Annotated in this window: 25 protein-coding genes; 16 read left to right on the top strand and 9 right to left on the bottom strand. The window is 64.2% G+C overall.

Annotation, left to right across the window (positions count from 1 at the left end; all coding sequences use genetic code 11):
* Position 1: 1 nt before the first annotated feature.
* The 4 genes from metW to KP010_RS08015 all read left to right on the top strand — a co-directional run bounded on the left by metW (position 2) and on the right by KP010_RS08015 (position 2703).
* A complete protein-coding gene (gene metW / locus KP010_RS08030) occupies positions 2-661 on the top strand; it encodes a methionine biosynthesis protein MetW (protein WP_108915685.1) in 660 nt (219 codons plus the stop codon).
* Between the two features lie 334 nt (positions 662-995).
* Complete coding sequence (locus KP010_RS08025; RefSeq protein ID WP_108915686.1) at positions 996-1697, top strand: Crp/Fnr family transcriptional regulator; 702 nt, start codon at positions 996-998, stop codon at positions 1695-1697.
* Positions 1698-1786: 89 nt separating this feature from the next.
* Positions 1787-2272 (top strand): hypothetical protein, encoded by a 486-nt coding sequence (locus KP010_RS08020; RefSeq protein WP_108915687.1) that lies wholly within the window; start codon positions 1787-1789, stop codon positions 2270-2272.
* Positions 2273-2301: 29 nt separating this feature from the next.
* Positions 2302-2703 (top strand): DUF1636 domain-containing protein, encoded by a 402-nt coding sequence (locus KP010_RS08015; protein ID WP_142863532.1) that lies wholly within the window; start codon positions 2302-2304, stop codon positions 2701-2703.
* A gap of 64 nt (positions 2704-2767) precedes the next feature.
* On the opposite strand, the gene ppa is transcribed toward KP010_RS08015, so the two are convergent.
* The 4 genes from ppa to KP010_RS07995 all read right to left on the bottom strand — a co-directional run bounded on the left by ppa (position 2768) and on the right by KP010_RS07995 (position 5946).
* Complete coding sequence (gene ppa / locus KP010_RS08010) at positions 2768-3301, bottom strand: inorganic diphosphatase (RefSeq protein ID WP_108915689.1); 534 nt, start codon at positions 3299-3301, stop codon at positions 2768-2770.
* A 27-nt stretch (positions 3302-3328) separates the two neighbouring features.
* Positions 3329-3850 carry a GNAT family N-acetyltransferase gene (locus KP010_RS08005; RefSeq protein WP_036293876.1) on the bottom strand — a complete coding sequence of 174 codons (522 nt, stop codon included), beginning with the start codon at positions 3848-3850 and terminating at the stop codon, positions 3329-3331.
* 117 nt (positions 3851-3967) lie between these two features.
* A complete protein-coding gene (uppP, locus tag KP010_RS08000; protein WP_142863533.1) occupies positions 3968-4840 on the bottom strand; it encodes an undecaprenyl-diphosphatase UppP in 873 nt (290 codons plus the stop codon).
* A gap of 113 nt (positions 4841-4953) precedes the next feature.
* Positions 4954-5946, bottom strand: coding sequence for an NAD-dependent epimerase/dehydratase family protein (locus KP010_RS07995; protein ID WP_142863534.1), 993 nt, complete (start codon positions 5944-5946; stop codon positions 4954-4956).
* A 181-nt stretch (positions 5947-6127) separates the two neighbouring features.
* Here KP010_RS07995 and ettA point away from each other — a divergent pair, with 181 nt between their 5' ends.
* The 3 genes from ettA to KP010_RS07980 are packed head-to-tail and all read left to right on the top strand — an operon-like array spanning position 6128 to position 9988.
* Positions 6128-7780 (top strand): energy-dependent translational throttle protein EttA, encoded by a 1653-nt coding sequence (gene ettA, locus KP010_RS07990; RefSeq protein WP_142863535.1) that lies wholly within the window; start codon positions 6128-6130, stop codon positions 7778-7780.
* 34 nt (positions 7781-7814) lie between these two features.
* Positions 7815-8996: an RNA-binding domain-containing protein gene (locus KP010_RS07985; protein ID WP_142863536.1), complete on the top strand. Its 1182-nt coding sequence runs from the start codon at positions 7815-7817 to the stop codon at positions 8994-8996.
* Positions 8993-9988: a ParA family protein gene (locus KP010_RS07980; RefSeq protein WP_142863537.1), complete on the top strand. Its 996-nt coding sequence runs from the start codon at positions 8993-8995 to the stop codon at positions 9986-9988. Before KP010_RS07985 ends, KP010_RS07980 begins: the two co-directional genes overlap by 4 nt.
* Before the next feature lie 58 nt (positions 9989-10046).
* Here the strand turns inward: KP010_RS07980 and KP010_RS07975 are convergent, their stop codons facing one another.
* Entirely contained in the window at positions 10047-11021 is a 975-nt protein-coding gene (locus KP010_RS07975) for a LysR family transcriptional regulator (protein WP_142863538.1), read from the bottom strand.
* A 196-nt stretch (positions 11022-11217) separates the two neighbouring features.
* Between KP010_RS07975 and amoC the strand changes: the two genes are divergently transcribed.
* The 6 genes from amoC (at position 11218) to KP010_RS07945 (ending at position 14904) form a co-directional block, all read left to right on the top strand.
* Complete coding sequence (amoC, locus tag KP010_RS07970; RefSeq protein ID WP_108915693.1) at positions 11218-11994, top strand: bacterial ammonia monooxygenase, subunit AmoC; 777 nt, start codon at positions 11218-11220, stop codon at positions 11992-11994.
* A 335-nt stretch (positions 11995-12329) separates the two neighbouring features.
* Entirely contained in the window at positions 12330-12665 is a 336-nt protein-coding gene (locus tag KP010_RS07965; RefSeq protein ID WP_108915694.1) for an AtpZ/AtpI family protein, read from the top strand.
* 64 nt (positions 12666-12729) lie between these two features.
* Complete coding sequence (locus KP010_RS07960) at positions 12730-13470, top strand: F0F1 ATP synthase subunit A (RefSeq protein WP_018267103.1); 741 nt, start codon at positions 12730-12732, stop codon at positions 13468-13470.
* Positions 13471-13522: 52 nt separating this feature from the next.
* Positions 13523-13753 (top strand): F0F1 ATP synthase subunit C, encoded by a 231-nt coding sequence (locus KP010_RS07955; RefSeq protein WP_018267102.1) that lies wholly within the window; start codon positions 13523-13525, stop codon positions 13751-13753.
* A gap of 78 nt (positions 13754-13831) precedes the next feature.
* Positions 13832-14416 (top strand): ATPase, encoded by a 585-nt coding sequence (locus KP010_RS07950; RefSeq protein ID WP_142863539.1) that lies wholly within the window; start codon positions 13832-13834, stop codon positions 14414-14416.
* An 11-nt stretch (positions 14417-14427) separates the two neighbouring features.
* The gene (locus KP010_RS07945; RefSeq protein WP_142863540.1) at positions 14428-14904 is read left to right on the top strand and encodes an ATP F0F1 synthase subunit B; all 477 of its coding nucleotides are present in this window, start codon (positions 14428-14430) and stop codon (positions 14902-14904) included.
* 194 nt (positions 14905-15098) lie between these two features.
* Here KP010_RS07945 and KP010_RS07940 read toward each other — a convergent pair whose 3' ends face one another.
* Together KP010_RS07940 and KP010_RS07935 are read right to left on the bottom strand one after the other, a co-directional pair.
* On the bottom strand, positions 15099-15722 hold the full coding sequence (locus tag KP010_RS07940; protein ID WP_142863541.1) for a GNAT family N-acetyltransferase: 624 nt from the start codon (positions 15720-15722) through the stop codon (positions 15099-15101).
* Between the two features lie 116 nt (positions 15723-15838).
* Positions 15839-16981, bottom strand: a complete 1143-nt coding sequence (locus KP010_RS07935; protein ID WP_142863542.1) for a type III PLP-dependent enzyme — start codon at positions 16979-16981, stop codon at positions 15839-15841.
* A 763-nt stretch (positions 16982-17744) separates the two neighbouring features.
* On the opposite strand from KP010_RS07935, the gene KP010_RS07930 reads away from it, so the two are divergent.
* Positions 17745-19304, top strand: a complete 1560-nt coding sequence (locus tag KP010_RS07930) for a glucan biosynthesis protein (protein ID WP_108915699.1) — start codon at positions 17745-17747, stop codon at positions 19302-19304.
* A 60-nt stretch (positions 19305-19364) separates the two neighbouring features.
* Here KP010_RS07930 and dinB read toward each other — a convergent pair whose 3' ends face one another.
* Entirely contained in the window at positions 19365-20438 is a 1074-nt protein-coding gene (dinB, locus tag KP010_RS07925) for a DNA polymerase IV (protein WP_108915700.1), read from the bottom strand.
* 206 nt (positions 20439-20644) lie between these two features.
* On the opposite strand from dinB, the gene KP010_RS07920 reads away from it, so the two are divergent.
* Together KP010_RS07920 and KP010_RS07915 are read left to right on the top strand one after the other, a co-directional pair.
* Entirely contained in the window at positions 20645-21406 is a 762-nt protein-coding gene (locus KP010_RS07920; protein WP_166144176.1) for an ATP-binding cassette domain-containing protein, read from the top strand.
* Positions 21407-21420: 14 nt separating this feature from the next.
* Positions 21421-22896: a glycine betaine ABC transporter substrate-binding protein gene (locus tag KP010_RS07915; protein WP_142861619.1), complete on the top strand. Its 1476-nt coding sequence runs from the start codon at positions 21421-21423 to the stop codon at positions 22894-22896.
* A gap of 24 nt (positions 22897-22920) precedes the next feature.
* On the opposite strand, the gene era is transcribed toward KP010_RS07915, so the two are convergent.
* Positions 22921-23820, bottom strand: a complete 900-nt coding sequence (gene era, locus KP010_RS07910) for a GTPase Era (protein ID WP_108915703.1) — start codon at positions 23818-23820, stop codon at positions 22921-22923.
* Positions 23821-23887 lie beyond the last annotated feature (67 nt).

Below are 23887 nucleotides of genomic sequence, written 5' to 3'. Positions count from 1 at the left end.
GATGAACGCCCCCATTTTTCCGAAGAGCGCGCAGCAGCGCCCGGTTCGTCTCGATCTCGCCGCGGTCGCGGCGATGGTCGCGCCGGGCAGCCGCGTGCTCGATGTCGGCTGCGGCGACGGCGCGCTGCTGCAATTGCTGGCCGACACCAAGCAGGTGGACGGGCGCGGCGTGGAATTGTCGCAGCGCGGCGTCAATGATTGCGTGGCCAAAGGCTTGTCGGTGATTCAAGGCGACGCCGACACGGATCTGCGCGATTATCCGACCGATGGATTCGATTATGTGATTCTCTCGCAGACGCTGCAGGCGACGCATCATCCGCGTCAGGTGCTGGTCGAAATGCTGCGCATCGGCCGGCGCGCGATCGTGTCCTTCCCCAATTTCGGCCAATGGAAAGTGCGGCTGTCGCTATTGGCCAAAGGCCGGATGCCGCAGACCTCGACGCTGTCGCACGCCTGGTACGACACGCCGAACATACATCTTTGCACGATAAGAGATTTCGTCGATCTCGTCGAAGCGCTCGGCGCGCATATAGAGCGCGGCGTCGCGCTCGATCACGCCGGCGCGCCGATCCGCGTGAACGCGCCTTGGTGGGTGTGGAATCTGTTCGGCGCACAGGCGATCTTCCTGCTCGAACGCGATGCGCCGAAAAAAATATCATGATTAGCTGCTGAAAATACTTAGGCGATTGAATTTCGCGGCGCTCCGCCGCTGCGCAATATTGCCGAGACAAAGCGCGCGCGATTGGCCGCACAGCGCCGCGCGATTTGCGAAAACGCTAGAAATTCAAAGCAGATCGCCGTTTTTATGCGGCGGGCGTCGGTCTGCGGCGCGCGCCGCGTGCGACCTCCTGTCCAGAACGACCGCTTTCCCGAGGGGAAGCTTCACGATAGATTGCTCGCAATGACCGACGGACAAGCGCCGATTTGCGCTGAACATCGTCGGCGACCGCGGGAGCGCGCTGATGCTGGAGCCGCCGTCTCTACGAGACGTGCCGATGTTTGCGACTGTCGACGCACAGTCGATGCAGCGGCTCACGCGCGACGCCAAATTAGAACAATTCGAAGACGGACAGACGATTTTTCGTCAAGGCGACCATGCGCTTCATGTGGCGATCGTGCTCGACGGATTCGTGAAGCTGACGCGCACCGCCGCCTGTGGCGACGAGACTCTCATCAATATCTGCAATGTCGGCGAGAGTCTCTATGAGGCGTTGACGCCGGACGGCGAAAGCTATCGCGTCGGCGCGGAAGCGATCGGCCAGGCCCATCTCATGAAGCTCTCGGCGCCGCGCTTTCGTTTCATGCTGCGCGAATCTCCCGCGCTCGCATCGGCGGTGATCGAAGAAGCGGCGCGCAAATTGAGCGGCCTCATCGGCGAGATCGAATCGCTCAAAGGGCAGACCGCCGAGCAGAGGCTGGCGCGTTTTCTCTTGTCGCTATGTCCGCCGAACGCCGAAAGCTGCAGCGTGCGCTTGCCTTATGACAAGCGCCTCATCGCCGCGCGGCTCGGCGTCAAGCAGGAGACGCTGTCGCGCGCTTTCGCCAAGCTGCGTGAGATCGGCGTCCGCACGGAGACGCGCGATGTGTCGATCGAGAATGTCGCGCGCCTCTCCAGCGAATGTTGCGGCGGCGAGCGCGAGCCTTGCCTGCCCTCCGAGCGGCGCGATCTGATCGAGAGCCGCGGCGCGCTCGCCTGAGTTCTGTTGCGTCCTCGCCTTGATTTCGGCGGGGCGCGCGATGATCCTCCACCACTCGCGCGCGACGCGCCGAGACGGAGGAATTGCGCATGAAACGGATTTTCTCGACGGCCCTTTTTGTTCTCGCGGCCAATGGCGCGGCGTTCGCCGGCGCTGCCACGACGGATGGAGCCGGCGCTTTGTCGCTCGCCGCGCTCGTCGGCAAATATGCGCCGGGCGTCACGCCGAAGGAGAAGACGGCGCTGGCGGCGCTCGCCGACGGCCATGCGAAAATCGCTTTTCCCAAGGGCAAGACCATAGAGGTCGCCGTCGACGCGATCAGCTGCCGCGCGAGCAATGTGGACATCACGCAGCACGCGTGCGAATTGACCTTCGGCGACAAGAAGGTCCAGGTCGCCGGCCGCCTCGCGCATGAAATCTTCGCGACGCTGCTCGAGGTCGGTGCGCCGCCCGAAGGCGCCGCCGGAACGATTTATGCTGCGGTCTCCGCGCTCGACTGCACGATCGACCCGGACGAGATCGCGCAAAAGGCCGGCGGCGGGGCCCAATGCAAATATGAGCCGCCCAAAATGTGAGCCGCCGGAGCGGCGGTGAAGGAGGTCATGTGAGCCAGCCGGAAACGACTGTCCCGAAAACGACTGTCCCGAAAACGACTGTCTATGTGTGCACTGTCTGCCGAGCCAAGGACGATCCCGAGGCGCGTCCGGGCAAGGCGCTGCTCGAGGCTTTCGACGCGCGCCTGTCCGCGGAGGATCGCGCGATCGTGGCGGCCGAGCCGGTGGAGTGCCTCGGCGTCTGCTCGCGCCCCTGCACGGTCGCCATGGCCGCCCGCGGCAAATGGACCTATGTGCTGGGCGATTTCGACACTGCCGCCGATGTGGACGATCTCATCGAATCGGCGCGCCGCTATACGGCTTCGGAAACCGGCCTCGTGCCGAAGAAGGATCGGCCGGAGGCGATGCGGAAGGGCGTGATCTCGCGCACGCCGCCGGCGCCGAGGGGGTGAGCGAGTAGCGAAATAGCGAGCAGCGAATAGTTCATGCTGCTCGCTACTCTCTATTCGCTCTCTGCTACTCGGCCTTTTTCGCCCGCTCGATCGCCTCATTGATGATCTTGCGGGCCGCGTCCGCGTCGCCCCAGCCGGCCGCCTCGACCCATTTGCCGGGCTCGAGGTCCTTATAATGGGCGAAGAAATGCTCGATCTGCCGCGTCGTGATGTCGGGCAGGTCGGTGTAGTTCTCCACTTTGTCGTAGCGCTTGGTCAACTTGGGCGCGGGGACCGCGATGATCTTCTCGTCGCCGCCGGCCTCGTCGCGCATGTAGAGCACGCCGATCGGCCGCACCGCGATCAGCGCGCCGGGCGCGATCGGCCGCGTGTTGGCGACCAGCACGTCGCAGGGGTCGCCGTCTTCCGACAGAGTGTGCGGAATGAAGCCGTAATTGCCGGGATAGCGCATCGACGTATAGAGGAAACGGTCGACGACGAGCGTTCCAGAGGCTTTGTCGAGCTCATATTTGATCGGCTCGCCGCCGAGCGGCACTTCGATCACGACATTGACTTCGAATGGAGGATTCGCGCCGATTTCAATGGCGTCGAGACGCATCTAGCAGCTCCTGGAGGTGGGGATAATTCAGCGGACGGGCGCGGAGACGAATCCGAAGGCGACGCGCGCCAGCATGTCGTCGCCGAAGCGCTCCTCCGCGCGGCGGACGGTGAGGCCGCCGAGCCGCCGATAAAAGGCGAGAGCCTTGTCGTTATCGGCCAAGGCCCAGACGATGGTGGAGAGATAGCCATGCGCGGCGAGCTCCTGCCGCGCGGCGTTGAACAGGCGACGGCCGAAGCCGAGGCCCTGATATTCGGGCAGAAGATAGATCTCGAAGATCTCGCCCGAATAGGGCATGGAGGGCACGCGATTGCGCCCATAGGTGACATAGCCGACGACGTCCTGGTCGAATTCCAGCACCAGAATGCCGCTGCCCCGCACGATCGCCCGCGCCCACCATTGCGGCCCGCGACGGGCGATCATGCGCTCGAGCTCTCCGCCCGGGATGACGCCGCGATAGGCGTCCCGCCAGGAGGCGTCGTGCACATGCGTGATCGCCTCGGCGTCGCCGGGTCCAGCATGGCGAATGAGGGTGGCGGTCTCGACCATGGTTCCGATGTTAGGTCCCGAGGGCCTGTTTGGGCAAGAGCCGGGCGCCGACAAAGCGAACAAAAATAAAAGATCGCGGCGCCGAAACGACCGAATCGGCGCCCCGTCCCTCGCCGCTCAGGACAGCAGGCCGGTGGCGGCTCCGGCGAGCAGAACCACGCCGATGAAGGCCCGGTAGGCGACGAAGGGCCATGTGGAGAAACGCTCCAGAAACCGCATCAGCCCCCATATGGCCGCGAAGGCCGAAATGGAGGCGACGACGAGGCCGACCGCCAGCACCGACCAGCCATGGCCGTCGAGATGGGCCTTGTGCAGCTCGTAGAGCTCCTTGAGGCCCGCCAAAGTGATGGCCGGCAGGCCGAGCAGGAAGGAGAATTGCGCCGCCTGCTCGCGCTTGAGGTCCAGGAACAGGGCCGCGGTCAAGGTGGAGCCGGAGCGCGAGACGCCCGGCACCAGCGCGCCCACCTGGGCGAAGCCGACGACCAGCGCATCCTTCAGGCTCACATGGTCCAGCGTGCGGGTGTGGTTGCAATAGAGCTCGGCGATGGCGAGCAGCGCCGCCATGACGATGCAGGAGATGCCGATGACCGGCAGCGAGCGCAGCGGCGAGCCGCAAGTGTTGAGAACGCTTGACAAAGCCACGCCGGCGAGGCCGATGGGGATCGTGGCGAGGGCGATCCAGACGACGAAGCGGAAGCTCCAGTCGCTGAAATCGCGCCGCAGCGCAGCGCGAACGGAGCCGAAGGCCAGCGCGCGAATATCCTGCCAGAAATAGCTGACCACGGCGGCGAGCGCGGCGAGCTGCATGGCGGCCGAGAAGGCCGAGCCCGGATCCTTCCAGCCGAGCAGGGCGGGCACGATGCGCATATGCGCGGTGGAGGAGATCGGGAGCAGCTCGGTAATGCCCTGCACGACGCCGAGCGCCGCCACTTTCGCATAGCCGAGCTCGACGAAGCCGGTGTCGAGACCCGAAGTGCAAGCCAAGGCCATGGAACGTTCTCCGAAACGGGGCCGGCGGCCGCGCCTTCGAGGCGAATCGCCTCCGCGCGGCGGTTGCGGTCTTGTCTCAGACAGATGGTTAAGGATTGCTCACGGCTCCGCCGTCAGGCGGCGCCATAATAGTCGCGATACCAGTCGACAAAAGCCGAAACCCCTTCTTCCACAGAGGTTTGCGGCCGATAGCCGGTGAGCTGCTCGAGCAGCGAGCAATCGGCGAAAGTGCGGGGGGCGTCGCCCTTCTGCATCTCGAGGTAGTTGCGGATCGCGGTCTTGCCCAATTTGCGCTCGATCGCCTCGATGAAATCGAGCAGGCCGATCGGCTCGCCGCGCCCGATGTTGACGACGCGGAAAGGCGCGACCGGCGAGACCGATGCGTCGGCGCCGATCGCCGGCGCCCGGTCGACGAGGCGCGTGATCGCCTCGACGAGATCGCCGACATAGGTGAAGTCGCGCTGCATCTCGCCGCGATTGTAGATGTCGATCGGCCGGCCCTTCTCTATGGCGTCGACGAATTTGAACAGCGCCATATCCGGCCGGCCCCAGGGGCCGTAGACGGTGAAGAAGCGGAACATGGTCGTCGGAATCGCCCACAGATGCGCATAGGAATGCGCCATGGCCTCATTGGCCTTTTTCGTGGCGGCGTAGAGAGTGAGGGGAAAATCGGCGCGCTCGCTCTCCAGAAAGGGCACATCCTGATTGCCGCCATAGACCGAGCTGGTGGACGCCATCAGCAGATGCGCGACGCCCCGCATCCGCGCGACCTCGAGAATATTGAAGCCGCCGACGAGATTGGCGTCGACATAGGCGCGCGGATTCTCGAGGCTGTAGCGAACGCCGGCTTGCGCGGCGAGATGGACGATGACCTCGGGTTCCGCCGCCGTGACGGCGCGGGTCAGCGCCTCCATATCCTCGAGCATGGCGATATGGGGCCGAAATCCGGGGGAACGCGCCAGCGCGGCGTGGCGCGCCTCTTTCAGCGTCACATCGTAATAAGGGGTCATCCCGTCGAAGCCGTCGACGCTGTGGCCGCGCTCGAGCAGTTTCCTTGCGAGATGGAAGCCGATGAATCCGGCTGTGCCGGTCACGAAGACGCGCATGAGGCCGCTCTCGTTGGAGACGGGCAAGCTCTGACGGAAAAGCCCCGTCGCTGTCAACTTCCGGCCCCCTACGGAGCTTCCGCGGCGGCGGCGGCCCTGCCCAAAATGCCGGTTTTCACTTCCGCCCAAAAGGCGCTAAACATCGCGCCCAGTTTCTTTCTCCAGCAGGACCGGATCACCCATGGCGCGGCAGTTCATCTATCATATGCAAGGTCTCACCAAGACCTATCCGGGCGGCAAGAAGGTCCTCGACAACGTCAATCTCTCCTTCTACCCGGACGCCAAGATCGGCGTGCTCGGCGTCAACGGCGCCGGCAAATCGACTCTGCTTCGCATAATGGCCGGCACGGACAAGGAGTTCACCGGCGAGGGCTTCGTCGCCGAGGGCGCGCGCGTCGGCTATCTGCCGCAGGAGCCGCAGCTCGATCCAGAGCTCGACGTGCGCGGCAATGTGATGCTGGGCGTCGCCGAGAAGAAGGCCGTTCTCGATCGCTACAATGATCTCGCGGTGAATTATTCCGACGAGACGGCGGACGAGATGACCCGTCTGCAGGACGAGATCGAGGCCAAGGGGCTCTGGGATCTCGACAGCCAGGTCGACCAGGCCATGGAGGCGCTGGGCTGCGCCCCCGACGACGCCGATGTGACCAAGCTCTCGGGCGGCGAGCGGCGCCGCGTGGCGCTCTGCCGCCTGCTGCTGGAGCAGCCGGAAATGCTGCTGCTCGACGAGCCGACCAACCATCTCGACGCCGAGACGGTGAACTGGCTCGAGGGCCATTTGCGCAATTATCCGGGCGCGATATTGATCGTCACCCATGACCGCTACTTCCTCGACAATGTCACGGGTTGGATTCTCGAGCTCGATCGCGGCCGCGGCATTCCCTATGAGGGCAATTACACCAGCTGGCTGAAGCAGAAGCAGAAGCGCCTCGCGCAGGAGAGCAGCGAGGACAAGGCCCGCCAGCGCGCGCTCGAGGCGGAGAGCGAGTGGATCTCCGCCTCGCCCAAGGCCCGCCAGGCCAAATCCAAGGCGCGCATCCAGCGCTATGAGGAATTGGTCGCCAAGCAGAACGAGAAGGCGCCGACGACGGCGCAGATCGTCATTCCGGTGGCCGAGCGCCTCGGCGCCAATGTCATCGACATCGAGCATGTGTCCAAGGCCTTCGGCGATCGCCTGCTCATCGACGATCTCTCCTTCAAGCTGCCGCCCGGCGGCATCGTCGGCGTGATCGGCCCCAACGGCGCCGGCAAGACGACTTTGTTCCGCATGATCACCGGCCAGGAAAAGCCGGACAATGGCGCCGTCTCCGTCGGCGAGAGCGTGCAGCTCGGCTATGTCGATCAGTCGCGCGACGCGCTCGACGACAAGAAGACCGTGTGGGAAGAGATTTCCGGCGGCAACGACATCATCTATCTCGGCAAGCGCGAGATCAATTCGCGCGCCTATTGCGGCGCCTTCAACTTCAAGGGAACCGACCAGCAGAAGAAGGTCGGAATGCTCTCGGGCGGCGAGCGCAATCGCGTGCATCTCGCCAAAATCTTGAAACAGGGCGCCAATGTTCTGCTGCTCGACGAGCCGACCAATGATCTCGACGTCGACACGCTGCGCGCGCTCGAAGAAGCGCTGGTGGATTACGCCGGCTGCGCGGTCATCATCTCGCATGACCGCTTCTTCCTCGACCGCATCGCGACGCATATGCTGGCCTTCGAGGGCGATAGCCATGTCGAATGGTTCGAGGGCAATTTCGCCGATTATGAGGAAGACAAGAAGCGTCGCCTGGGGCTCGACAGCGTCATCCCGCATCGGCTGAAATATAAGAAATTCTCGCGGTGAATGAATGATCGAAACTTGCTGAGAGAGAGGCGACATGCCTGCTCCACACGATCTCGAGGCGCTCGCCACCAAAGGCGAAGCGACAACGATAGAGTTCAAGGAATCGATCGCCGGTCTCGATGGCGTCAGCAAGACCGTGTGCGCGTTCGCCAATGACATCAGCGGGCTCGGCAACCCTGGATTGATCTTGATCGGCGTCGACAAAGATGGACGAATCGTCGGAGCGCCGAGTGACGACGCGACATTGCAAAAATTGGCGCAACTTCGAGTGGACGGAAACATTACACCGACCCCCTCGATGACCGTCACGCCCGTCGCCGTTCAGGACAAAACGGTAATAGTTCTGGAGGTCTCTCCGTCGGAATCGCCCCCCGTTCGCCGTCACGGCATTGCTTATGTGCGGATCGGAACAACGACTACGCGGGCAACGTCGGAGGAAGAACGAAGGCTTATCGAGCAACGCAAAGGCCGGGCGTTGCCTTTCGATGCGCGCGGCATCTCGGGAAGCGCGATCGGCGATCTGGATGTGAAGCGATTTCAACTGGACTATTTGACCGAGGCCGTGAACCCGTTGGTTTTGGCGGAAAACGGGCGTTCGGTGGAGCAACAGCTCGCCGCTCTCAAGCTCATGGATGGAGAGGGCCGCGCCACGCCGACCGGTTTGCTCGTCGTCGGAATCGATCCACTTTCTTGGTTGCCCGGCGCTTATGTGCAATTTCGTCGGGTCGCGGGGGACAAAATCACCGACGACACGATCGATGAGGCGCGTTCGAGTGGCACTATCGACGTCGTCGTACGTGTTCTGGAGGAAAAGCTCTCCGCGCATAATGTGACATCACTGACCATCCCCGGCGGACGGCATGTCAAGCAGTCGCTCTATCCGATGGTCGCCCTTCAGCAGATTGTCCGAAACGCCGTCATGCACCGTGATTACGAAATCGCCGCGCCGATCAGAGTGACTTGGTTCGACGACAGAATCCAAATCGATAATCCCGGCGGTCCGTTTCAAATCCAACCGGACAAATTGGGAGAGCCGGGCTTCACCGGATATCGGAATCCGAATGTCGCGGAAGCGATGCATAATTTAGGCTTGGTGGAGAGGTTCGGCGTAGGCATTCCTCTCGCACGCAAGTCACTGGAGGATAATGGTAATCCGCCGTTGGAAATACGTGCTGACGGAAATTTCGTATTCGTCGTAGTGCGAGCCGCTCGATGAAGACAGTCGCCTTCTTCAACAACAAAGGCGGCGTCGGCAAGACATCGCTCGTCTTTCATTTGGCCTGGATGCTCAATGAGATGGGCTATAAAGTGGTCGTCTGCGACCTCGATCCGCAAGCCAATGTCACGACATTTTTCCTCGGGGAGGATCGTGCGGCGCGGCTGTTGGAAACGGGCCATGGCGTTCGAACCATCTATCAGGCGTTTCTGCCTTTGCTGGAAGGGTTGGGCGACCTCGCCGAGGTGGACGCCGAAATCATGACGGAAGGCCTGACGCTTATCCCTGGCGATTTGGCTCTTTCCGGAGCCGAAAGCGAATTGTCCACTCAATGGGGGAATTGCCTTTCCTCCGAAGAGCCGACGAAAAAGAAGGCGTTTCGGACGATATGCGGTTTCCATAGGGCAATCGCTGCGGTGGCGCGCAAGCAAAACGCGACGATAGCGCTCATCGATGTCGGCCCGAATCTCGGACCGCTGAATCGCGCGGCCCTGGTGGCGAGTGATCATGTTGTGATTCCTCTCGGCAGCGATGCATTCTCGCTTCAGGGGCTGAAAAATGTCGGCAAGACCTTGACCACTTGGCGGGAAGACTGGTCGGAAAAAAAGAAGCGCGTGCCACAAGGCTTGGGTTTCGAAGCGCCTGAGGGCGCAATGGAGCCCATCGGCTATGTCATCAGCCGCTTTTCGATGCGCTCGGGACGTCCGGCGCGAGCCTATCTCAATTGGGCGGCGGAAATGCCCGCCGCCTATCGACAATACGTCCTGGGACAGGTCGACGTAAGTTGCCGCGATCCGCATCAAGATCCCAACTGCTTCGCGGAATTGAAGGATTATCGATCCTTGATGCCGATGGCGCAGGATGCAATGAAACCGATTTTCGACCTGAGGGCGGCGGATGGCGCAATTGGCGCGCATCAGGCCGGCGTGATCGAGGCCAGGAAAAATTTTCGAGCTCTGGCCGACAAAATTATCGATCGACTCCGTCTTTAGCGAGCGCACAGTTCACACTATTTGCTCCACTCGAGGTGGCGCTGAGGCGGTGGTTGCATTACGCTGGCGCCTTTCCTTCTTCCCGCGCATGCTGCAACTCGCTGTCCTCCGGCCTCTCCACGACGCCGCGGCAAATCTCCACGATCTCGCGGCGCAGCCAAGCGTGCGCCGGCTCGCGGTCCTGCAGCGAGCGCCACACCATCAAGAGGTCATAGGTCGGGAACTCGATCGGTATCTCCAATATTCGCAGCGGCGCGAGACGCACGAAATGCTCGGCGATGCGCAGCGGCAATGAGAAGACGAGATCGCTGCTCGCCACGATCCAGGGCGCCGAGAGAAAATTCGGCACGACGAGCGAAACCTTGCGCGCGAGGCCGCGCCGCTCCAGCCAATCGTCGATGATGCCCGTGCCCGCCTCGCGCCGCGACATCAGCATATGTTTCGCCGCGACGAATTGCTCGAGCGTCGGCTCGTTCGTCGGAAAATCGGGATGGTCGCGCCGCGCCAGCGCGACGATGCGATCCGTGTAGAGCCGCTCGCGCCGCACATAGGGCGTCGAATCCAATATCACGTCGAAGCCGATGACGAGATCGACCTCGCCGGCGTCCGCCGCCTCGCGTAGCGATCCCGACGTCTGCACGAGATGGATTTCCACATTGGGCGCCTGCCGGCTCACCGACCGCATCAGCGGCGGCAACAGGCAGAATTCGACGTAATCATTCGTCGCTATGGTGAAGCGCCGCTGCGTCGTCGCCGGTGAGAACTCCTTCGAGCCGCGGATCACCTGCTCGACCTCGTTCAATATGGAAGCGACCGGCTCGACCAGGGCGAGCGCGCGCTGCGTCGGCTTCATCCCTTGTGGCGTCTTCACCAGCACCGGATCGTCGAGCTGCTGGCGCAGGCGCTGCAGCACATGGCTCATCGCCGATTGCGTGATGAACATCTTTTGCGCCGCGCGCGAGACATTGCGCTCCTCCATCAGAAAGTTGAAGGCGACGAGAAGATTGAGATCGAAGTTCCGCAGCTCGGTCATGCGCCCGCCATTCGTCCCCCGCGCAAAGCGAGGATCGCTCGTGAAGATGACGCCAGAACGGCGCCGCCGACGCCACTGAAAATTTTCGATAGCACGATGAAAACAATGCATTTTACCAAAGAGAGAGGCGGACCTTACCTCTCCTTGCGGCCGTGCGGAAGCGGGCGCGGACGCAAGACGAAAAAAGGAGAGAGAAATGAGCCTCACGACGGAGACCGCCGGCAAGGCCGGCGTCGCGGACGACACGGATGTGATCGTCGATTTGAAGCTGTTCTGGATCGGCGCCGCGGCGCTCTGCACTTTCTATCTGATGGTGCGCATTTATGAGCAGATTTTCGGCTGGCGCGCCGGCCTCGATTCCTTCGCGCCGGAGTTCCAGACCTATTGGCTGACGATATTGTGGACCGAGATTCCGCTGGAGCTGGTCGCCGGCCTCGGCCTCGCCGGCTATTTGTGGAAGACGCGCACGCGCGACATGTCCAAGGTGACGCCGCGCCAGGAGCTGCGCGCGCTCGTCGACAATATGAAATGGCTGACGATCTACGCCATCGCCATCTATTGGGGCGCGAGCTTCTTCACCGAGCAGGACGGCACCTGGCATATGACGGTGATCCGCGACACGGATTTCACCCCGTCGCATATCATCGAATTCTACATGAGCTATCCGATCTACTCGATCATGGCGGTGGGCGCCTTCTTCCACGCCAAGACGCGCATCCCCTATTTCTCCAAGGGCTATTCGCTGGCCTATCTGATCGTCGCCGTCGGCCCCTTCATGATCATCCCCAATGTCGGCCTCAATGAATGGGGCCATACGTTCTGGTTCATGGAGGAGCTGTTCGTCGCGCCGCTGCATTGGGGCTTCGTCTTCTTCGGCTGGATGGCGCTCGGCGTGTTCGGCGTGGTTCTTCAGCTCTTGATGCGCGTCAAAGCGCTGCTCGGAGAGGATGGCGTGAAGGCCGTCATCGGCTGACCTCGCGGTCTCGCGCCCGCCATCCCCTGGCGGCGGGCGCGGGGCGGCTTTTCCGCATCGCCGCTCCGCGCCATCTCGCAACCGCGAAAAGGAGTCTGCGCAAGAATTGGACAATTGCGAAAAAACCCTGGTTTTCCGGGGGATTCGCGGCTGCGACTGCGGCTTGACACGAAATGGCGCTGCCCATATGTTGCGCGCGGCTCGAACGACTTGGCCGCCCGGCCGATATCGCGTCGCGTCGAAATCCCTTCCGTCGCCCCTGTCCGGGCGTTTCCTCGGCGATCATCTATGCTGCTCGCGCGTGCTCTGAAGCTTTTGCGCGGGGAGGAGAGCCGATGACGATGGACAAGAACGAGAGCGACCGAGATCTGCGCGCGCGGCTGGAGCGACTCCAGGCCGAGCTCGTCGGCAAGGAAGCGGAGCGACGCGCCGAGACAGGCGGCGGATTGCCGGTCGGCGGGTCGTTCGGAAAGGCGCTGAGCGCGGGCTTCACCGTGCTGTCCGAATTTGTCGCGGCGATTCTCGTCGGCGCGCTGATCGGATGGCAGGCGGATCGCTGGTTCGGCTCCGGGCCGTGGCTGCTGATCCTGTTTCTGGGGCTCGGCGTCGCCGCGGGCTTCTACAATGTGTTTCGCTTCGTCGCGCCGAAAGACGCGCGAGGCGGCGGATGAAACAGGCGGCCCGACTTCCTCGGCGCCGCGGAGATGAAGGGCCGGGCGTCGTCCGGATCGAGCGATGAATCCTACCGAGCAGTTCGAGCTCCAGCGTATTGCGCCTTACTTCATCAATGGCGTCGACGTCTCCTTCACCAACGCCTCGCTCTACATGCTGCTCGCCGCTTCGGCGGCCATCATTCTCACCATATTCGCGACGTCCAAGCGCGCACTGGTGCCGGGCCGCGGACAGGCGCTCGCCGAGGTTCTCTACGAATTCGTGGCCAATACGGTGCGCTCCACGGCGGGCAAGGAAGGGATGCGCTTCTTCCCCTTCGTCTTCACGCTGTTCACCTTCATCCTGATGTCGAATCTGATCGGCCTCGTCCCCTACACCTATTCGCTGTCGAGCCAGATCGTCCTCACCTTCGCCTTCGCGGCCTTCGTCCTTCTTCTGGTGATCCTCTACGGGCTCTACCGCCATGGCTTCGGCTTTCTGCGGCTGTTCGTGCCGCATGGCGTTCCCGCGCCGGTGCTGGTCATTCTGATCCCGATCGAGATCATCTCCTTCCTGTCGCGGCCCGTGTCGCTCTCGGTTCGTCTCTTCGCCAATATTCTCGCCGGCCACATCACGCTCGCCGTCTTCGGCGGCCTCGCCGTGATGCTGCTGGGCGCCGGCTCCTGGGCCGCGCTCGCGCCGGTTCCCGTGCTCGGCGTCGTCGTGCTCTACGCCCTGGAGCTGCTGGTCAATTGCCTCCAGGCGTTCGTCTTCACCGTCCTCACTTGCGTCTATCTCAATGACGCGATCCACCCGGGCCACTGATAAATATTCGAACAATAAATGGTCGCCCGCCCAAAAAGAGCAGGAGTTAACAATGGCTGATGTTTCCGTCTACGGCCCGATCGGCGCTGGTCTCGCCGCCATCGGAACGGGCGCCGCCGCGATCGGCGTCGCGATCATCTTCGGCAACTATCTCAATGGCGCTCTGCGCAATCCGTCGGCCGCGGCCGCTCAGTTCACCAACGCCATCATCGGCGCGGCGCTGGCCGAAGGTCTCGGCATCTTCGCGTTTCTGATCGCGATCCTGCTCTATCTCAAGGCCTAAAGGCCTTAATGAACAAAGGCTCGGGACGCGTCCCGAGCCTTTGTCGTCTCCCACGCAGACAAGAGGCTGGAAGCCGTCATGGCGAATATCGTTCTCGCCGCCGAAGAGGCGGCGCCGCATGGAGCCCATGAGCCGGGCGCGACGCAAACGAGCGTCGAGCATCACGGTGGAGGCGAGTTTCCGCCGTTCCAGACGGAGAATTTCGTTCCGCAGCTCGTCTGGCTGGCGCTGACGTTCGGACTTCTCTACATTCTCATGTCGCGCATCGCATTGCCGCGCATCGGCTCCATCCTGCACGACCGCGAGAGCCGCATCGAGAGCGATCTCTTCGCCTCGCGCGAGCTCCAGGCGAAGGCGCAGGAAGCCGCCGCCGCGCATGACGAGACATTGCGCGTCACCAAGGCGCAGGCGCAGGACATCGGCCGCGCCGCCCAGCAGCAGTCTGCGTCCGAGACCGCCTCGCGTCGCGCGAGCGAAGAGGCCGCCTTCGCCGAGAAGGTCGCCGCCGCGGAGGCGCAGATTCTCGCCGCCAAATCAGAGGCGTTGTCCAATGTCGAGGCGATCGCCACCGAAGCCGCCGGCGCGATCCTCGAGAAGTTGACGGGCGCCCGCGTCGCCGCCGAGACGCTGCAAGGCGAATTTCGTAACATCAAGGCGAGTTGAGAGGTCGAGCCATGCATTTCGACGCGGAAGTTTTCGTCGCCATCGGCTTCGGCATTTTCGTCTGTGTGCTCCTCTATGTGGGAGCGCATAAGAAGCTCGCGGCCGCGCTCGATTCGCGCGTGATTCGGATCAAGAGCGAGCTCGCCGAGGCCGAGCGCTTGCGCAGCGAGGCCGAGAACCTGTTCGCCTCTTTCGAGAAGAAGCGCGAGGAGGCCGAGGAAGAGGCCAAGGCGATCGTCGCTCAGGCCAAGAGCGAGGCCGAATTGCTGGCGAGCGAAGCGCGCCAGCGCCTCGAGGACTACATCACCCGCCGCACCAAGCAGGTGGAGGACAAGATCGCCCAGGCCGAGGCTCAGGCCGCCGCCGAGGTGCGCGCCAGCGCCGCCGACGCTGCGGTGAAGGTCGCCGAGGCGGTGCTGCGCAAGGGCGTCGCCGGCGCCGATTTCGTCTCCGCCGGCATTGCGGATGTGAAGTCGCTGGCGCACTGACGCGCAGCGGCGCCGCTCTCCCGATCAAAAAGGCCCGAAGTCGTGAGACTTCGGGCCTTTTTCTATTCCAGAATTCTATTCCGGGCTCTTGTTTTCGACCGCCCTTCCGACGCCGAGCCGGCGTCCCCTTCGGCAGGAAACGCTCTCTGCAGAAACGAAAGCAGGCCTTTTCGGCGCGCTTTCTGCTTCGCCGATCAGGCGGCGCGCGCGAGCTCCCGCGCCCGCCGCGGCATCGCGACGGCGTCCCGTGCGCCCGCGCCGGAAACGCGGCCCTCGGCGCCCTCGAGCGCGCCTTTCGTCAGCTCCAGCCCGAGGAAGCGTTCGCGCTCCACCGGCCCGGGCAGGACGAGGTCTCGCGTGAAGCGGGCGTCGAAGCCGAAGCGCGCATAATAGGGCGCGTCGCCGACCAGCAGAACCGCGCGATGATTGCGTGCGGTCGCCCGGGCGAGGCCTTCCTCGATCATCGCGGCGCCGAGGCCGAGCGCGCGACAATCGCGCGCCACCGCCACCGGACCCAGCAGAAGCGCCGGGCGTCCGGCGCCGGCGAAGATCGGCCACATGCGCATCGTCGCGATGAGGCGGCCCTCGCCCTTGGCGACGAGCGCCAGCCCGCGCGCCGGAATGCGTCCTTCGCGCAGCCTCTCACAGGTCTTGAGAAAACGCGCCGGGCCGAAGGCCTCGTCGAGCAGCGCTTCGCGGGCCGACACATCCTGCGGCGCCTCGTCGAGAATGTCGAAGGCCGCGCCGATGTCGACTGGCGCTCCGACCCGCGCAAAGCCGTGCGAGGCGATCTGATGGTGAGGGAATTCAAAGGCCATCGGTTCCTCCCTTCGAGGACGGACGACCCTCGCGCCTGGCGCGCATCGCGCGCCCGCCGAACGGGACAAATTTTTGGGCGGGGGCTGCGAGCCCGAAGGCTCGCGGTCCAGAGGCGTCAGATGACGAAGGATTCGAGCGGCGGAAAGCCGTTGAAGCCCACCGACGAATAAGTCGTCGTATAGGCGCCGGTTCCTTCGATCAGCACTTTGGAGCCGATCTCCAGGCTGATGGGCAGGAGGTAGGGCTCCTTCTCATACAGCACATCGACCGAATCGCAGCTCGGGCCGGCGATGACGCAAGGCGCGGTCGCCGAACCGTCCGCTGCTGTGCGGATCGGATAGCGGATCATCTCGTCGGTCGTCTCGGCGAGGCCATTGAACTTGCCGATGTCGAGATAGACCCAGCGAACCTCGTCCTCCTGCGACTTCTTCGACACCAGCACGACCTCGGCCTCGATCACGCCGGCGTTGCCGACCATGCCGCGGCCGGGCTCGATGATCGTCTCGGGAATGCGATTGCCGAAATGCTTCGACAGCGCTCGGAAGATCGCCTGGCCATAGGCCTTAACGGCCGGCACATTCTTGAGATAGCGGGTCGGAAATCCGCCGCCGAGATTGACCATCTGCAGCTGAATGCCGCGCTCGGCGAGATCGCGGAAGATCGACGAGGCCGACTTCAGCGCGCCGTCCCACATGTTCGGATTGCCCTGCTGCGAGCCGACATGGAAGGAGACGCCATAAGCCGAAAGTCCGAGGCGATGAGCGTGCTCGAGGACGCGCGGCGCCATATCCGGCGCGCAGCCGAATTTGCGCGACAGCGGCCATTCGGCTCCGGTTCCGTCGCAGAGAATGCGGCAGAACACCTTGGAGCCCGGGGCGGCGCGGGCGATCTTCTCGACCTCCGCCTCGCAGTCGACCGCGAAGAGGCGCACGCCCAGCGCATAGGCGCGGGCGATGTCACGCTCCTTCTTGATCGTATTGCCGAAGCTGATGCGATCGGGAGCCGCGCCGGCGGCCATGGCCTGCTCGATCTCGACGACGGAGGCCGTGTCGAAGCAGGAGCCGAGCGAGGCGAGCAGCGAGAGCACTTCCGGCGCCGGATTGGCCTTCACCGCGTAGAATACGCGCGTGTCCGGCAGCGCCTTGGCGAAGCTCGTGTAATTGTCGCGCACGACCTCGAGGTCGACGACGAGGCAGGGGCCGACATCGCGTCCGGCGCGACGACGGGCCTCCAAAAATTCGCGAATACGATCCGTCATTTGCGGCATCCCCAACGAAGTCGCGGCATAAAGAGCCGCGGAGTGGCCAAGGGCTTCGATCGGATGCACGCCGCCGTTTGCGCAGCACGCTGTGGAGGCGCGCTGAACATCGAGACGACTGCGTTCCATGACCGTCACGGCCTCGCTCGCGGCGAGGCGCAGGACGGTCGGGTGATGCGCCGTCGGCTAGACGAAGCACGGACGCGAATGCCCGGACGGACATCGAATCCGATTCGAATAGCCATCGCTTGGAAGGGGATTTTTCCCTTTCCGCACGCCCGGCAAGAAAGACAAGCCTCTTCGGTACGCCGACCTTTGGAGGGTCGACAGAGACGAAAAAGCCCGGTCCGTCGTTGCTTTAAGTCGCGATCCCTCGCTCAGGCGAGGTTCGCCGGTTTCGCCTCCGGCTGCCGGTTTTATTCCGACGGTTGACCGGCCTCTTGTCCGGATCCCCGCCGACCGACACACGACCACAGGCACGTGCGAAATTGGGCAAAGACGTAAATACGCGCTTTCACCGGCTCTGCAAGAGCTTTTTCGCGCCGAGACGAAATTTGTCCGCCTTCGGCCGATTTTACGCCTCTGACCGGGATTAGTCGGAGCGTCTTGCGGCCCGGCGCAAAGCCGGATAGGCAGAAGCCCGGACGGGGCCGAGCGGCGGGCCGCGCTCGTGAGGACGGGGCGGCGTCTCGAAGAACGCCCGATTCGTTCATGATGCGAAGACGGGCTCCCGCTCGTCGCTTTTTTCCGGAAACCGACTGAAATGATCGATATCACACGCCGCCGGCTTCTCGGCGCGATGGTCGCGGCGGGCGCTCAGGCCGCGCCGCTGGGGCGCGCGGTCGCACAATCCGTCCCCAATGGGCAACAGCCGCGCTTCGGTCTCGAGGATGTGACGCGCCGCGCCCGCGAGCTCGCGGGCGCGCCTTTCGAGGCGGCGCCGCCGCAGCTGCCGGACGAATTGGCGAAGCTCGACTTCGACTCCTTCCGCGATCTGCGCTTCCGTCCGGAAAAAGCGCTGTTCTCCAATATTCCCGGTTCTTTCCGGCTGCACACCTTCCATCTCGGCTTTCTCTACAAGCGCCCGGTGACGGTGAACACGATCAGGGACGGCATTCCGACGCCTATCCCTTATTCGGCGTCGCTGTTCGACTACGGCCGCAACAAATTCGAGAAGACTCTGCCGATCAACATCGGCTTCGCCGGCTTCCGCCTGCATTTTCCGCTCAATGATCCGCATGTTCACGACGAGGTGATCTCCTTCCTCGGCGCGAGCTATTTTCGCTTTCTCGGTCGCGGCCAGCGCTACGGGCTTTCGGCGCGCGGGCTCTGCGTCGACTGCGGCGACAATACGGAGGTCTTCCCCTTCTTCCGCGAATTCTGGATCGAGACCCCGCAGCCGGGAAGCAATCGCATCACCATTTACGCGCTGCTCGACGGCGAGGCGGCGACCGGCGCCTATCGCTTCGATCTCGCGACGGGCCAGGACAGCACGATCGACGTGCAGGCGACGATCTTCCCGCGCCGCAAGGGGAAGTTCGGCCTCGCGCCGCTCACTTCAATGTATCTCACCGGCGAGAACGACCGCCGTATGCGCGACGGCTTCCGCACCGAGCTGCATGATTCGGACGGTCTGCTCGTCCATGGCGATTCGAAGGAATGGCTCTGGCGCCCGCTCGCCAATGCGCCGATCGCGCGGCTGACCACTTTCTCCGATCCCAATATTCGCGGCTTCGGGCTGATGCAGCGCGACCGCAATTTCGAGGCCTATCAGGACATCGACCTCGCCTATGAGCGCCGGCCGAGCTATTTCATCGAGCCGCAAGGCGCCTGGGGCGAGGGCGCCGTCGAGCTGCTGGAGCTTCCGACGCTCGACGAGACCAACGACAATATCGTCGCCGCCTTCGTCGGCGCGCAGCCGCTCGAGATCGGCAAGCCCTTCTCTTATGCCTATCGCATCACCTCGCTGCTCGATCAGCCGCGTCTGTCGCCCAATGGCCGCGCGGTGAACACTTTCGACACGCCGGCGCGAGCGCTCGGCTCGGGCGAGTCGACGGCGCCCGGCGCGCATCGCTTCCTCGTCGATTTCGCCGGCGGCGATCTCGCTTATTACGTCAATGATCCCTCGCAGGTGGAGGTGGTCGCCTCGGCCGCGAACGGCTCCGTCATTCGCTCGAGCGTCGCCGCCAATCCGCATATTGACGGGATACGCGTGATGTTCGACGTGGCGGCGAAATCGGGACAGACGGCGGATGTCCGCGTCTTCCTCAAGGCCGGTCCGCTCACGTTGACGGAGACGTGGACGTATCCGTGGACGCCGTGAGGAGCCGATGGAGGCCGGCGAATAGCGAGCAGGCGGCTCGCCGCCTGCTCGCTATTCGCGTCACACCCCCAAGCTCAGCTGCGAATCGACGGCTTCGCCCGCCGGCGCCAGCGACGAGAGCGTGACGCCGAGCAAACGCACGCCCTTCGGCGAGGGAAACAGCGGATGCAGCAGCGCCCGCGCCGCCGCCTCCAGCGCGGCGCGCGAGGCGATCGGCGCCACGCTGGTGCTGCGCCGCGTGATCTGCTGAAAATCCGCATATTTGACTTTGACCGTAACCGTGCGTCCCGTGATTCGCGCGCCCTCGCAATGGGCGGCGACGCGCGTGACGATGGGCGCGAGAGCGGCGACGGCCTCGTCCAAAGCGAAGAGGTCCTGCGCGAAGGTCACTTCGGCGCCGATCGATTTTCGAATGCGGTCCGGCCGCACCTCGCGATCGTCGACGCCGCGCGCGATGCCGTAATAATAGCCGCCCGCTTTGCCGAAATGCATTTGCAGGAAAGGCAGCGTCTTGGCGCGCAGATCGAGGCCCGTCTCTATGCCGAGCGCATTCATTTTCTTCGTCGTCGCCGGCCCGACGCCGTGGAACTTGCCGATCGGCAGGGCGGCGACGAAATCGGCGCCCTTGTCCGGCGGGATGACGAAGAGACCATTCGGCTTGTTCTGGTCGGAAGCGAGCTTGGCGAGAAATTTGTTGTAGGAGACGCCGGCCGAGGCCGTGAGCCGCGTCTCCTCGCGAATGCGCGCTCTGATCTCTTCTGCGATACGAGTTGCGGAGGCGATGCGCTTGCGATTGTCGGTGACGTCGAGATAGGCCTCGTCCAGCGAGAGCGGCTCGACCAAGGGCGTATAGTCGAGAAAGATCGCGCGAATGCGGCGCGAGACCTCGCGATAGACGTCGAAGCGCGGCGGCGCGAAAACGAGATCGGGACAGCGCCTCATCGCAGTGACCGAGGGCATGGCCGAGCGCACGCCGAAAGCGCGCGCCTCATAGCTCGCCGCCGCCACGACGCCGCGCGCGCGCGGCGAGCCGACGGCGACGGGTCTTCCGCGCAATTGTGGATTATCGCGCTGTTCGACCGACGCATAGAAAGCGTCCATGTCGACGTGAATGATCTTGCGTTGTGACGCCATATGGACGCTTTGTGGGCGAAACGCCGAGCGAGCCGCTGCGGGAGCGCGAAAAATCTCACGTCGGCGCGCGGGATTCAACCCGAGGGCGTCGCTGGCGACTCGACCGCTCTTTCGAAAGGCGAGCTCGAGCGTCGCGCCGCCGCACCTTGGAACCCCGGCCGCGCGCGACAGATGAAGGACGTCAGCCCCGACGTCGCGGCGCAGTCATGATCCGATTGGAGCATGTCAGTAAATGTTTCGGCGGCGCGCGCGTCGTCGACGACGTCACGCTGACGATAGAGCCCGCGCGCGCCACGGCGCTGATCGGCCCCTCCGGCTCCGGCAAATCCACGCTTCTGTCCATGATCGTCGGGCTCACGACGCCCGATGACGGCGAGATCGAGGTGGCGCGCCATCTGCTGACGCCGCTCTCGGCGGAGAAGCTCCGGCGCCTCATGGGCTATGTGATTCAGGAGGGCGGCCTTTTCCCGCATCTCACCGCGCGCCGCAACATTGAGCTGATGGCGCGCGAGACGGGCTGGCCGGCGGAGCGTCGCGCGGCGCGGCTCGAGGAGCTGCTACAGCTCACGCGCTTTCCGGCCGAGGCGCTGGAGCGCTTTCCGGCCGAGCTTTCCGGCGGCCAGCGGCAGCGCGTGGCGCTGATGCGCGCGCTGATGCTCGATCCCGAGATTTTGCTGATGGACGAGCCTCTCGGCGCGCTCGATCCGCTGATCCGCGCCGATCTTCAGGACGATCTCGCCGCGATTTTCGCGCGGCTGCGCAAGACCGTCGTCATCGTCACGCATGATCTCGCCGAGGCCGGCTTCTTCGCCGAGAGAATCGTGCTGATGAATCGCGGCCGCATCGTCCAGCAAGGACGCTTCGCCGATTTCGTCGAGCGGCCGGCGGAAGAATTCGTGACGCGCTTCGTGCGCGCCAGCGCGCGGCGGCTGTCCGATCTGCCGCTTCCGCCCGGGGGCGCGCGATGAGGCGCGCTCTCGCAATGCTGCTCGCGCTTCTTCTGCTCGGCGCCTGCGCGCGCGAGGGAGACGCTGTGCGCATCGGCTCGAAGACCTTCACCGAATCCGTCATTCTCTCGAACATTGTCGCCGATCTCGCCGCCGCCTCGGGCGCGCGCGTCATTCGCCGGCCGGCGCTCGGCGGCACGCGGCTCGTCTGGAATGCGCTGCTCTCCGGCGAGATCGACGCCTATCCCGAATATACGGGCACGCTGCGGCAGGAGATTCTCGCCGAGCTGCGGCTCGCCAATGATCGCCAGCTCGCCGACGCGCTCGGCGAGCTCGGGCTGCGCATGAGCCTGCCGCTCGGCTTCGGCAATGGCTATGCGCTGGGAATGCGGCGCGACAAGGCCGAGGCGCTGGGCGTTCGCGATATCTCCGATCTCGCGCGGCATCCTTCGCTCGTCTTCGGCTTGAGCGAGGAATTGCTCGCCCGCGCCGATGGCTGGCCGGCGCTGCGCGCCGCCTATGGGCTCGCCGCGGAGGATGTGCGCGGGCTCGATCACGACATCGCCTATAAGGGTCTCATCGAGGGCGCGATCGATGTCGTCGATCTCTACGCCACCGATCCGCAGATCGCCGATCGGCGCATTCTCGTGCTCATCGACGACCGCAAGCTCTTCGCGGAAAATCGCGCCGTCCTGCTCTATCGCGCCGATCTCGAGCAGCGCGCGCCGCGGGCGGTCATGTCCATGCTGCGGCTCGAGGGCCGCATCGACGCGCCGGCGATGATCGCGATGAATGTCGCGGTGAGGACGGGACTTCGCACAGAACGCGAGGCGGCGGCGAATTTCGTCGCCACGCAATTCGGCGTCGAGGCGCCGGCGCCTTCGCAGAGCCTCGCCGAGCGCCTGTGGCGACGCACGCGCGAGCATCTCTTTCTCGTCGGCGTCTCGCTCGCGGCGGCGATCCTCGTCGCTGTGCCGCTCGGCGTCGCGGCGGCGAAGCGCCCGCGCCTCGGCCATGCGATTCTCGGCCTCGCCAGCGTGCTGCAGACGATTCCCTCGTTGGCTCTGCTCGTCTTCATGATTCCGCTGCTCGGCATCGGCGCGCCGCCCGCCATCGTCGCGCTCTTCCTCTATAGCCTGCTACCGATCGTGCGGAATGTCGCGACCGGCCTCACGACGATTCCGCGCGCGATCGAAAATTCGGCGATCGCCATCGGCCTTTCGCCCTGGCGGCGCTTGCTTCTCGTCGAATTGCCGATGGCTTCGCCGGCGATACTCGCGGGGCTGAAGACGGCGGCGGTCATCAATGTCGGCACGGCGACTTTGGGCGCGCTCATCGGCGCCGGCGGCTATGGCCAGCCGATCTTCACCGGCGTGCGGCTGGACAATTTCGCGCTGATCCTCGAGGGCGCGATTCCGGCGGCGCTGATGGCGCTCGCCGTGCAAGGGCTGTTCGATCTCGCCGAGTCGTGGATCGTGCCGAGAGGCTTGCGGCTGAAGGCGAGCGGATGATCTTTTCGCGCAATGTCGGCCGCGTCACTCCTTCGGGAAATCCAGCCGCATCTCGCGATAGCGCTCGGGGTCGTCGGCCCAGTTCTCGCGCACCTTCACGAACAAGAAGAGATGCACCTTCTGCTCGGCGGCCTCGGCGATCTCGCGGCGCGCGGCCTGGCCGATCGCCTTTATGGTGCGGCCGCCTTCGCCGATGACGATCTTCTTCTGCCCGTCGCGGGTGACATAGATCGTCTGCTCTATGCGCGCCGAGCCGTCCTTCTGATTTTGCCAGGAATCGGTCTCGACCGTCGATTGATAGGGCAATTCGTCGTGCAGACGCTCGAAGATTTTTTCGCGCGTGATCTCGGCGGCGAGCAGCCGCAGCGGCGCATCGGAGAGCTGGTCTTCGGGATAGAGCCAGGGCGAGGGCTTCATCAGCGCGGCGAGCTCGGCTTTGAGATCGGCGACGCCGTCGCCGTTCAGCGCCGAGATCATATAGGTCTCGATGAAATTCGCCTTTTGCGTGAGCGCCGCCGTGAGCGCCAGCAGAGAGTCGCGCGGCACGAGATCGATCTTGTTGAGCGCGAGAATCTTGGGCGCGGAGAGCGCGGCGAGCTTGGCGACGATCTCCTCCACCTCGGGAACGAGGCCGCGGCGCGCGTCGACCAGCAGCACGATGGCGTCGGCGTCTCCGGCGCCGGAGATGGCGCTCGCCACCATGGCGCGGTCGAGCCGGCGCTTTGGCGCGAAAATGCCGGGCGTGTCGACGAGGATGATCTGCGCCTCGCCCTCCAGCGCTATGCCGCGCACGAGGGCGCGCGTCGTCTGCGCCTTGCGCGAGACGATGGAGACTTTCGCGCCGACGAGCTGATTGAGCAGCGTCGATTTGCCGGCGTTGGGCGCGCCGACCAAGGCGACGAAGCCACAGCTTGTTTCGGTCACGAGAATGCGCCTTTCGATGTTGGCATGAAGCCCTGGTCCAAGTCAGCGCCCTCACCTCGAGGAGCCG

Origin of the sequence: Methylosinus sp. KRF6, assembly GCF_018887255.1 — a bacterium.
In the GTDB taxonomy this organism is placed as follows: domain Bacteria; phylum Pseudomonadota; class Alphaproteobacteria; order Rhizobiales; family Beijerinckiaceae; genus Methylosinus; species Methylosinus sporium.
This window is presented reverse-complemented; position numbering and strand designations above follow the sequence as displayed.

Bases quoted from the DNA above. Each gene is read 5' to 3' on its own strand.
- metW (WP_108915685.1), top strand. From the start codon at position 2: ATGAACGCCCCCATTTTTCCGAAGAGCGCGCAGCAGCGCCCGGTTCGT.
- KP010_RS08025 (WP_108915686.1), top strand. From the start codon at position 996: ATGTTTGCGACTGTCGACGCACAGTCGATGCAGCGGCTCACGCGCGAC.
- KP010_RS08020 (WP_108915687.1), top strand. From the start codon at position 1,787: ATGAAACGGATTTTCTCGACGGCCCTTTTTGTTCTCGCGGCCAATGGC.
- ppa (WP_108915689.1), bottom strand. From the start codon at position 3,301: ATGCGTCTCGACGCCATTGAAATCGGCGCGAATCCTCCATTCGAAGTC.
- KP010_RS08005 (WP_036293876.1), bottom strand. From the start codon at position 3,850: ATGGTCGAGACCGCCACCCTCATTCGCCATGCTGGACCCGGCGACGCC.
- uppP (WP_142863533.1), bottom strand. From the start codon at position 4,840: ATGGCCTTGGCTTGCACTTCGGGTCTCGACACCGGCTTCGTCGAGCTC.
- KP010_RS07995 (WP_142863534.1), bottom strand. From the start codon at position 5,946: ATGCGCGTCTTCGTGACCGGCACAGCCGGATTCATCGGCTTCCATCTC.
- ettA (WP_142863535.1), top strand. From the start codon at position 6,128: ATGGCGCGGCAGTTCATCTATCATATGCAAGGTCTCACCAAGACCTAT.
- KP010_RS07985 (WP_142863536.1), top strand. From the start codon at position 7,815: ATGCCTGCTCCACACGATCTCGAGGCGCTCGCCACCAAAGGCGAAGCG.
- KP010_RS07980 (WP_142863537.1), top strand. From the start codon at position 8,993: ATGAAGACAGTCGCCTTCTTCAACAACAAAGGCGGCGTCGGCAAGACA.
- KP010_RS07975 (WP_142863538.1), bottom strand. From the start codon at position 11,021: ATGACCGAGCTGCGGAACTTCGATCTCAATCTTCTCGTCGCCTTCAAC.
- amoC (WP_108915693.1), top strand. From the start codon at position 11,218: ATGAGCCTCACGACGGAGACCGCCGGCAAGGCCGGCGTCGCGGACGAC.
- KP010_RS07965 (WP_108915694.1), top strand. From the start codon at position 12,330: ATGACGATGGACAAGAACGAGAGCGACCGAGATCTGCGCGCGCGGCTG.
- KP010_RS07960 (WP_018267103.1), top strand. From the start codon at position 12,730: ATGAATCCTACCGAGCAGTTCGAGCTCCAGCGTATTGCGCCTTACTTC.
- KP010_RS07955 (WP_018267102.1), top strand. From the start codon at position 13,523: ATGGCTGATGTTTCCGTCTACGGCCCGATCGGCGCTGGTCTCGCCGCC.
- KP010_RS07950 (WP_142863539.1), top strand. From the start codon at position 13,832: ATGGCGAATATCGTTCTCGCCGCCGAAGAGGCGGCGCCGCATGGAGCC.
- KP010_RS07945 (WP_142863540.1), top strand. From the start codon at position 14,428: ATGCATTTCGACGCGGAAGTTTTCGTCGCCATCGGCTTCGGCATTTTC.
- KP010_RS07940 (WP_142863541.1), bottom strand. From the start codon at position 15,722: ATGGCCTTTGAATTCCCTCACCATCAGATCGCCTCGCACGGCTTTGCG.
- KP010_RS07935 (WP_142863542.1), bottom strand. From the start codon at position 16,981: ATGACGGATCGTATTCGCGAATTTTTGGAGGCCCGTCGTCGCGCCGGA.
- KP010_RS07930 (WP_108915699.1), top strand. From the start codon at position 17,745: ATGATCGATATCACACGCCGCCGGCTTCTCGGCGCGATGGTCGCGGCG.
- dinB (WP_108915700.1), bottom strand. From the start codon at position 20,438: ATGGCGTCACAACGCAAGATCATTCACGTCGACATGGACGCTTTCTAT.
- KP010_RS07920 (WP_166144176.1), top strand. From the start codon at position 20,645: ATGATCCGATTGGAGCATGTCAGTAAATGTTTCGGCGGCGCGCGCGTC.
- KP010_RS07915 (WP_142861619.1), top strand. From the start codon at position 21,421: ATGCTGCTCGCGCTTCTTCTGCTCGGCGCCTGCGCGCGCGAGGGAGAC.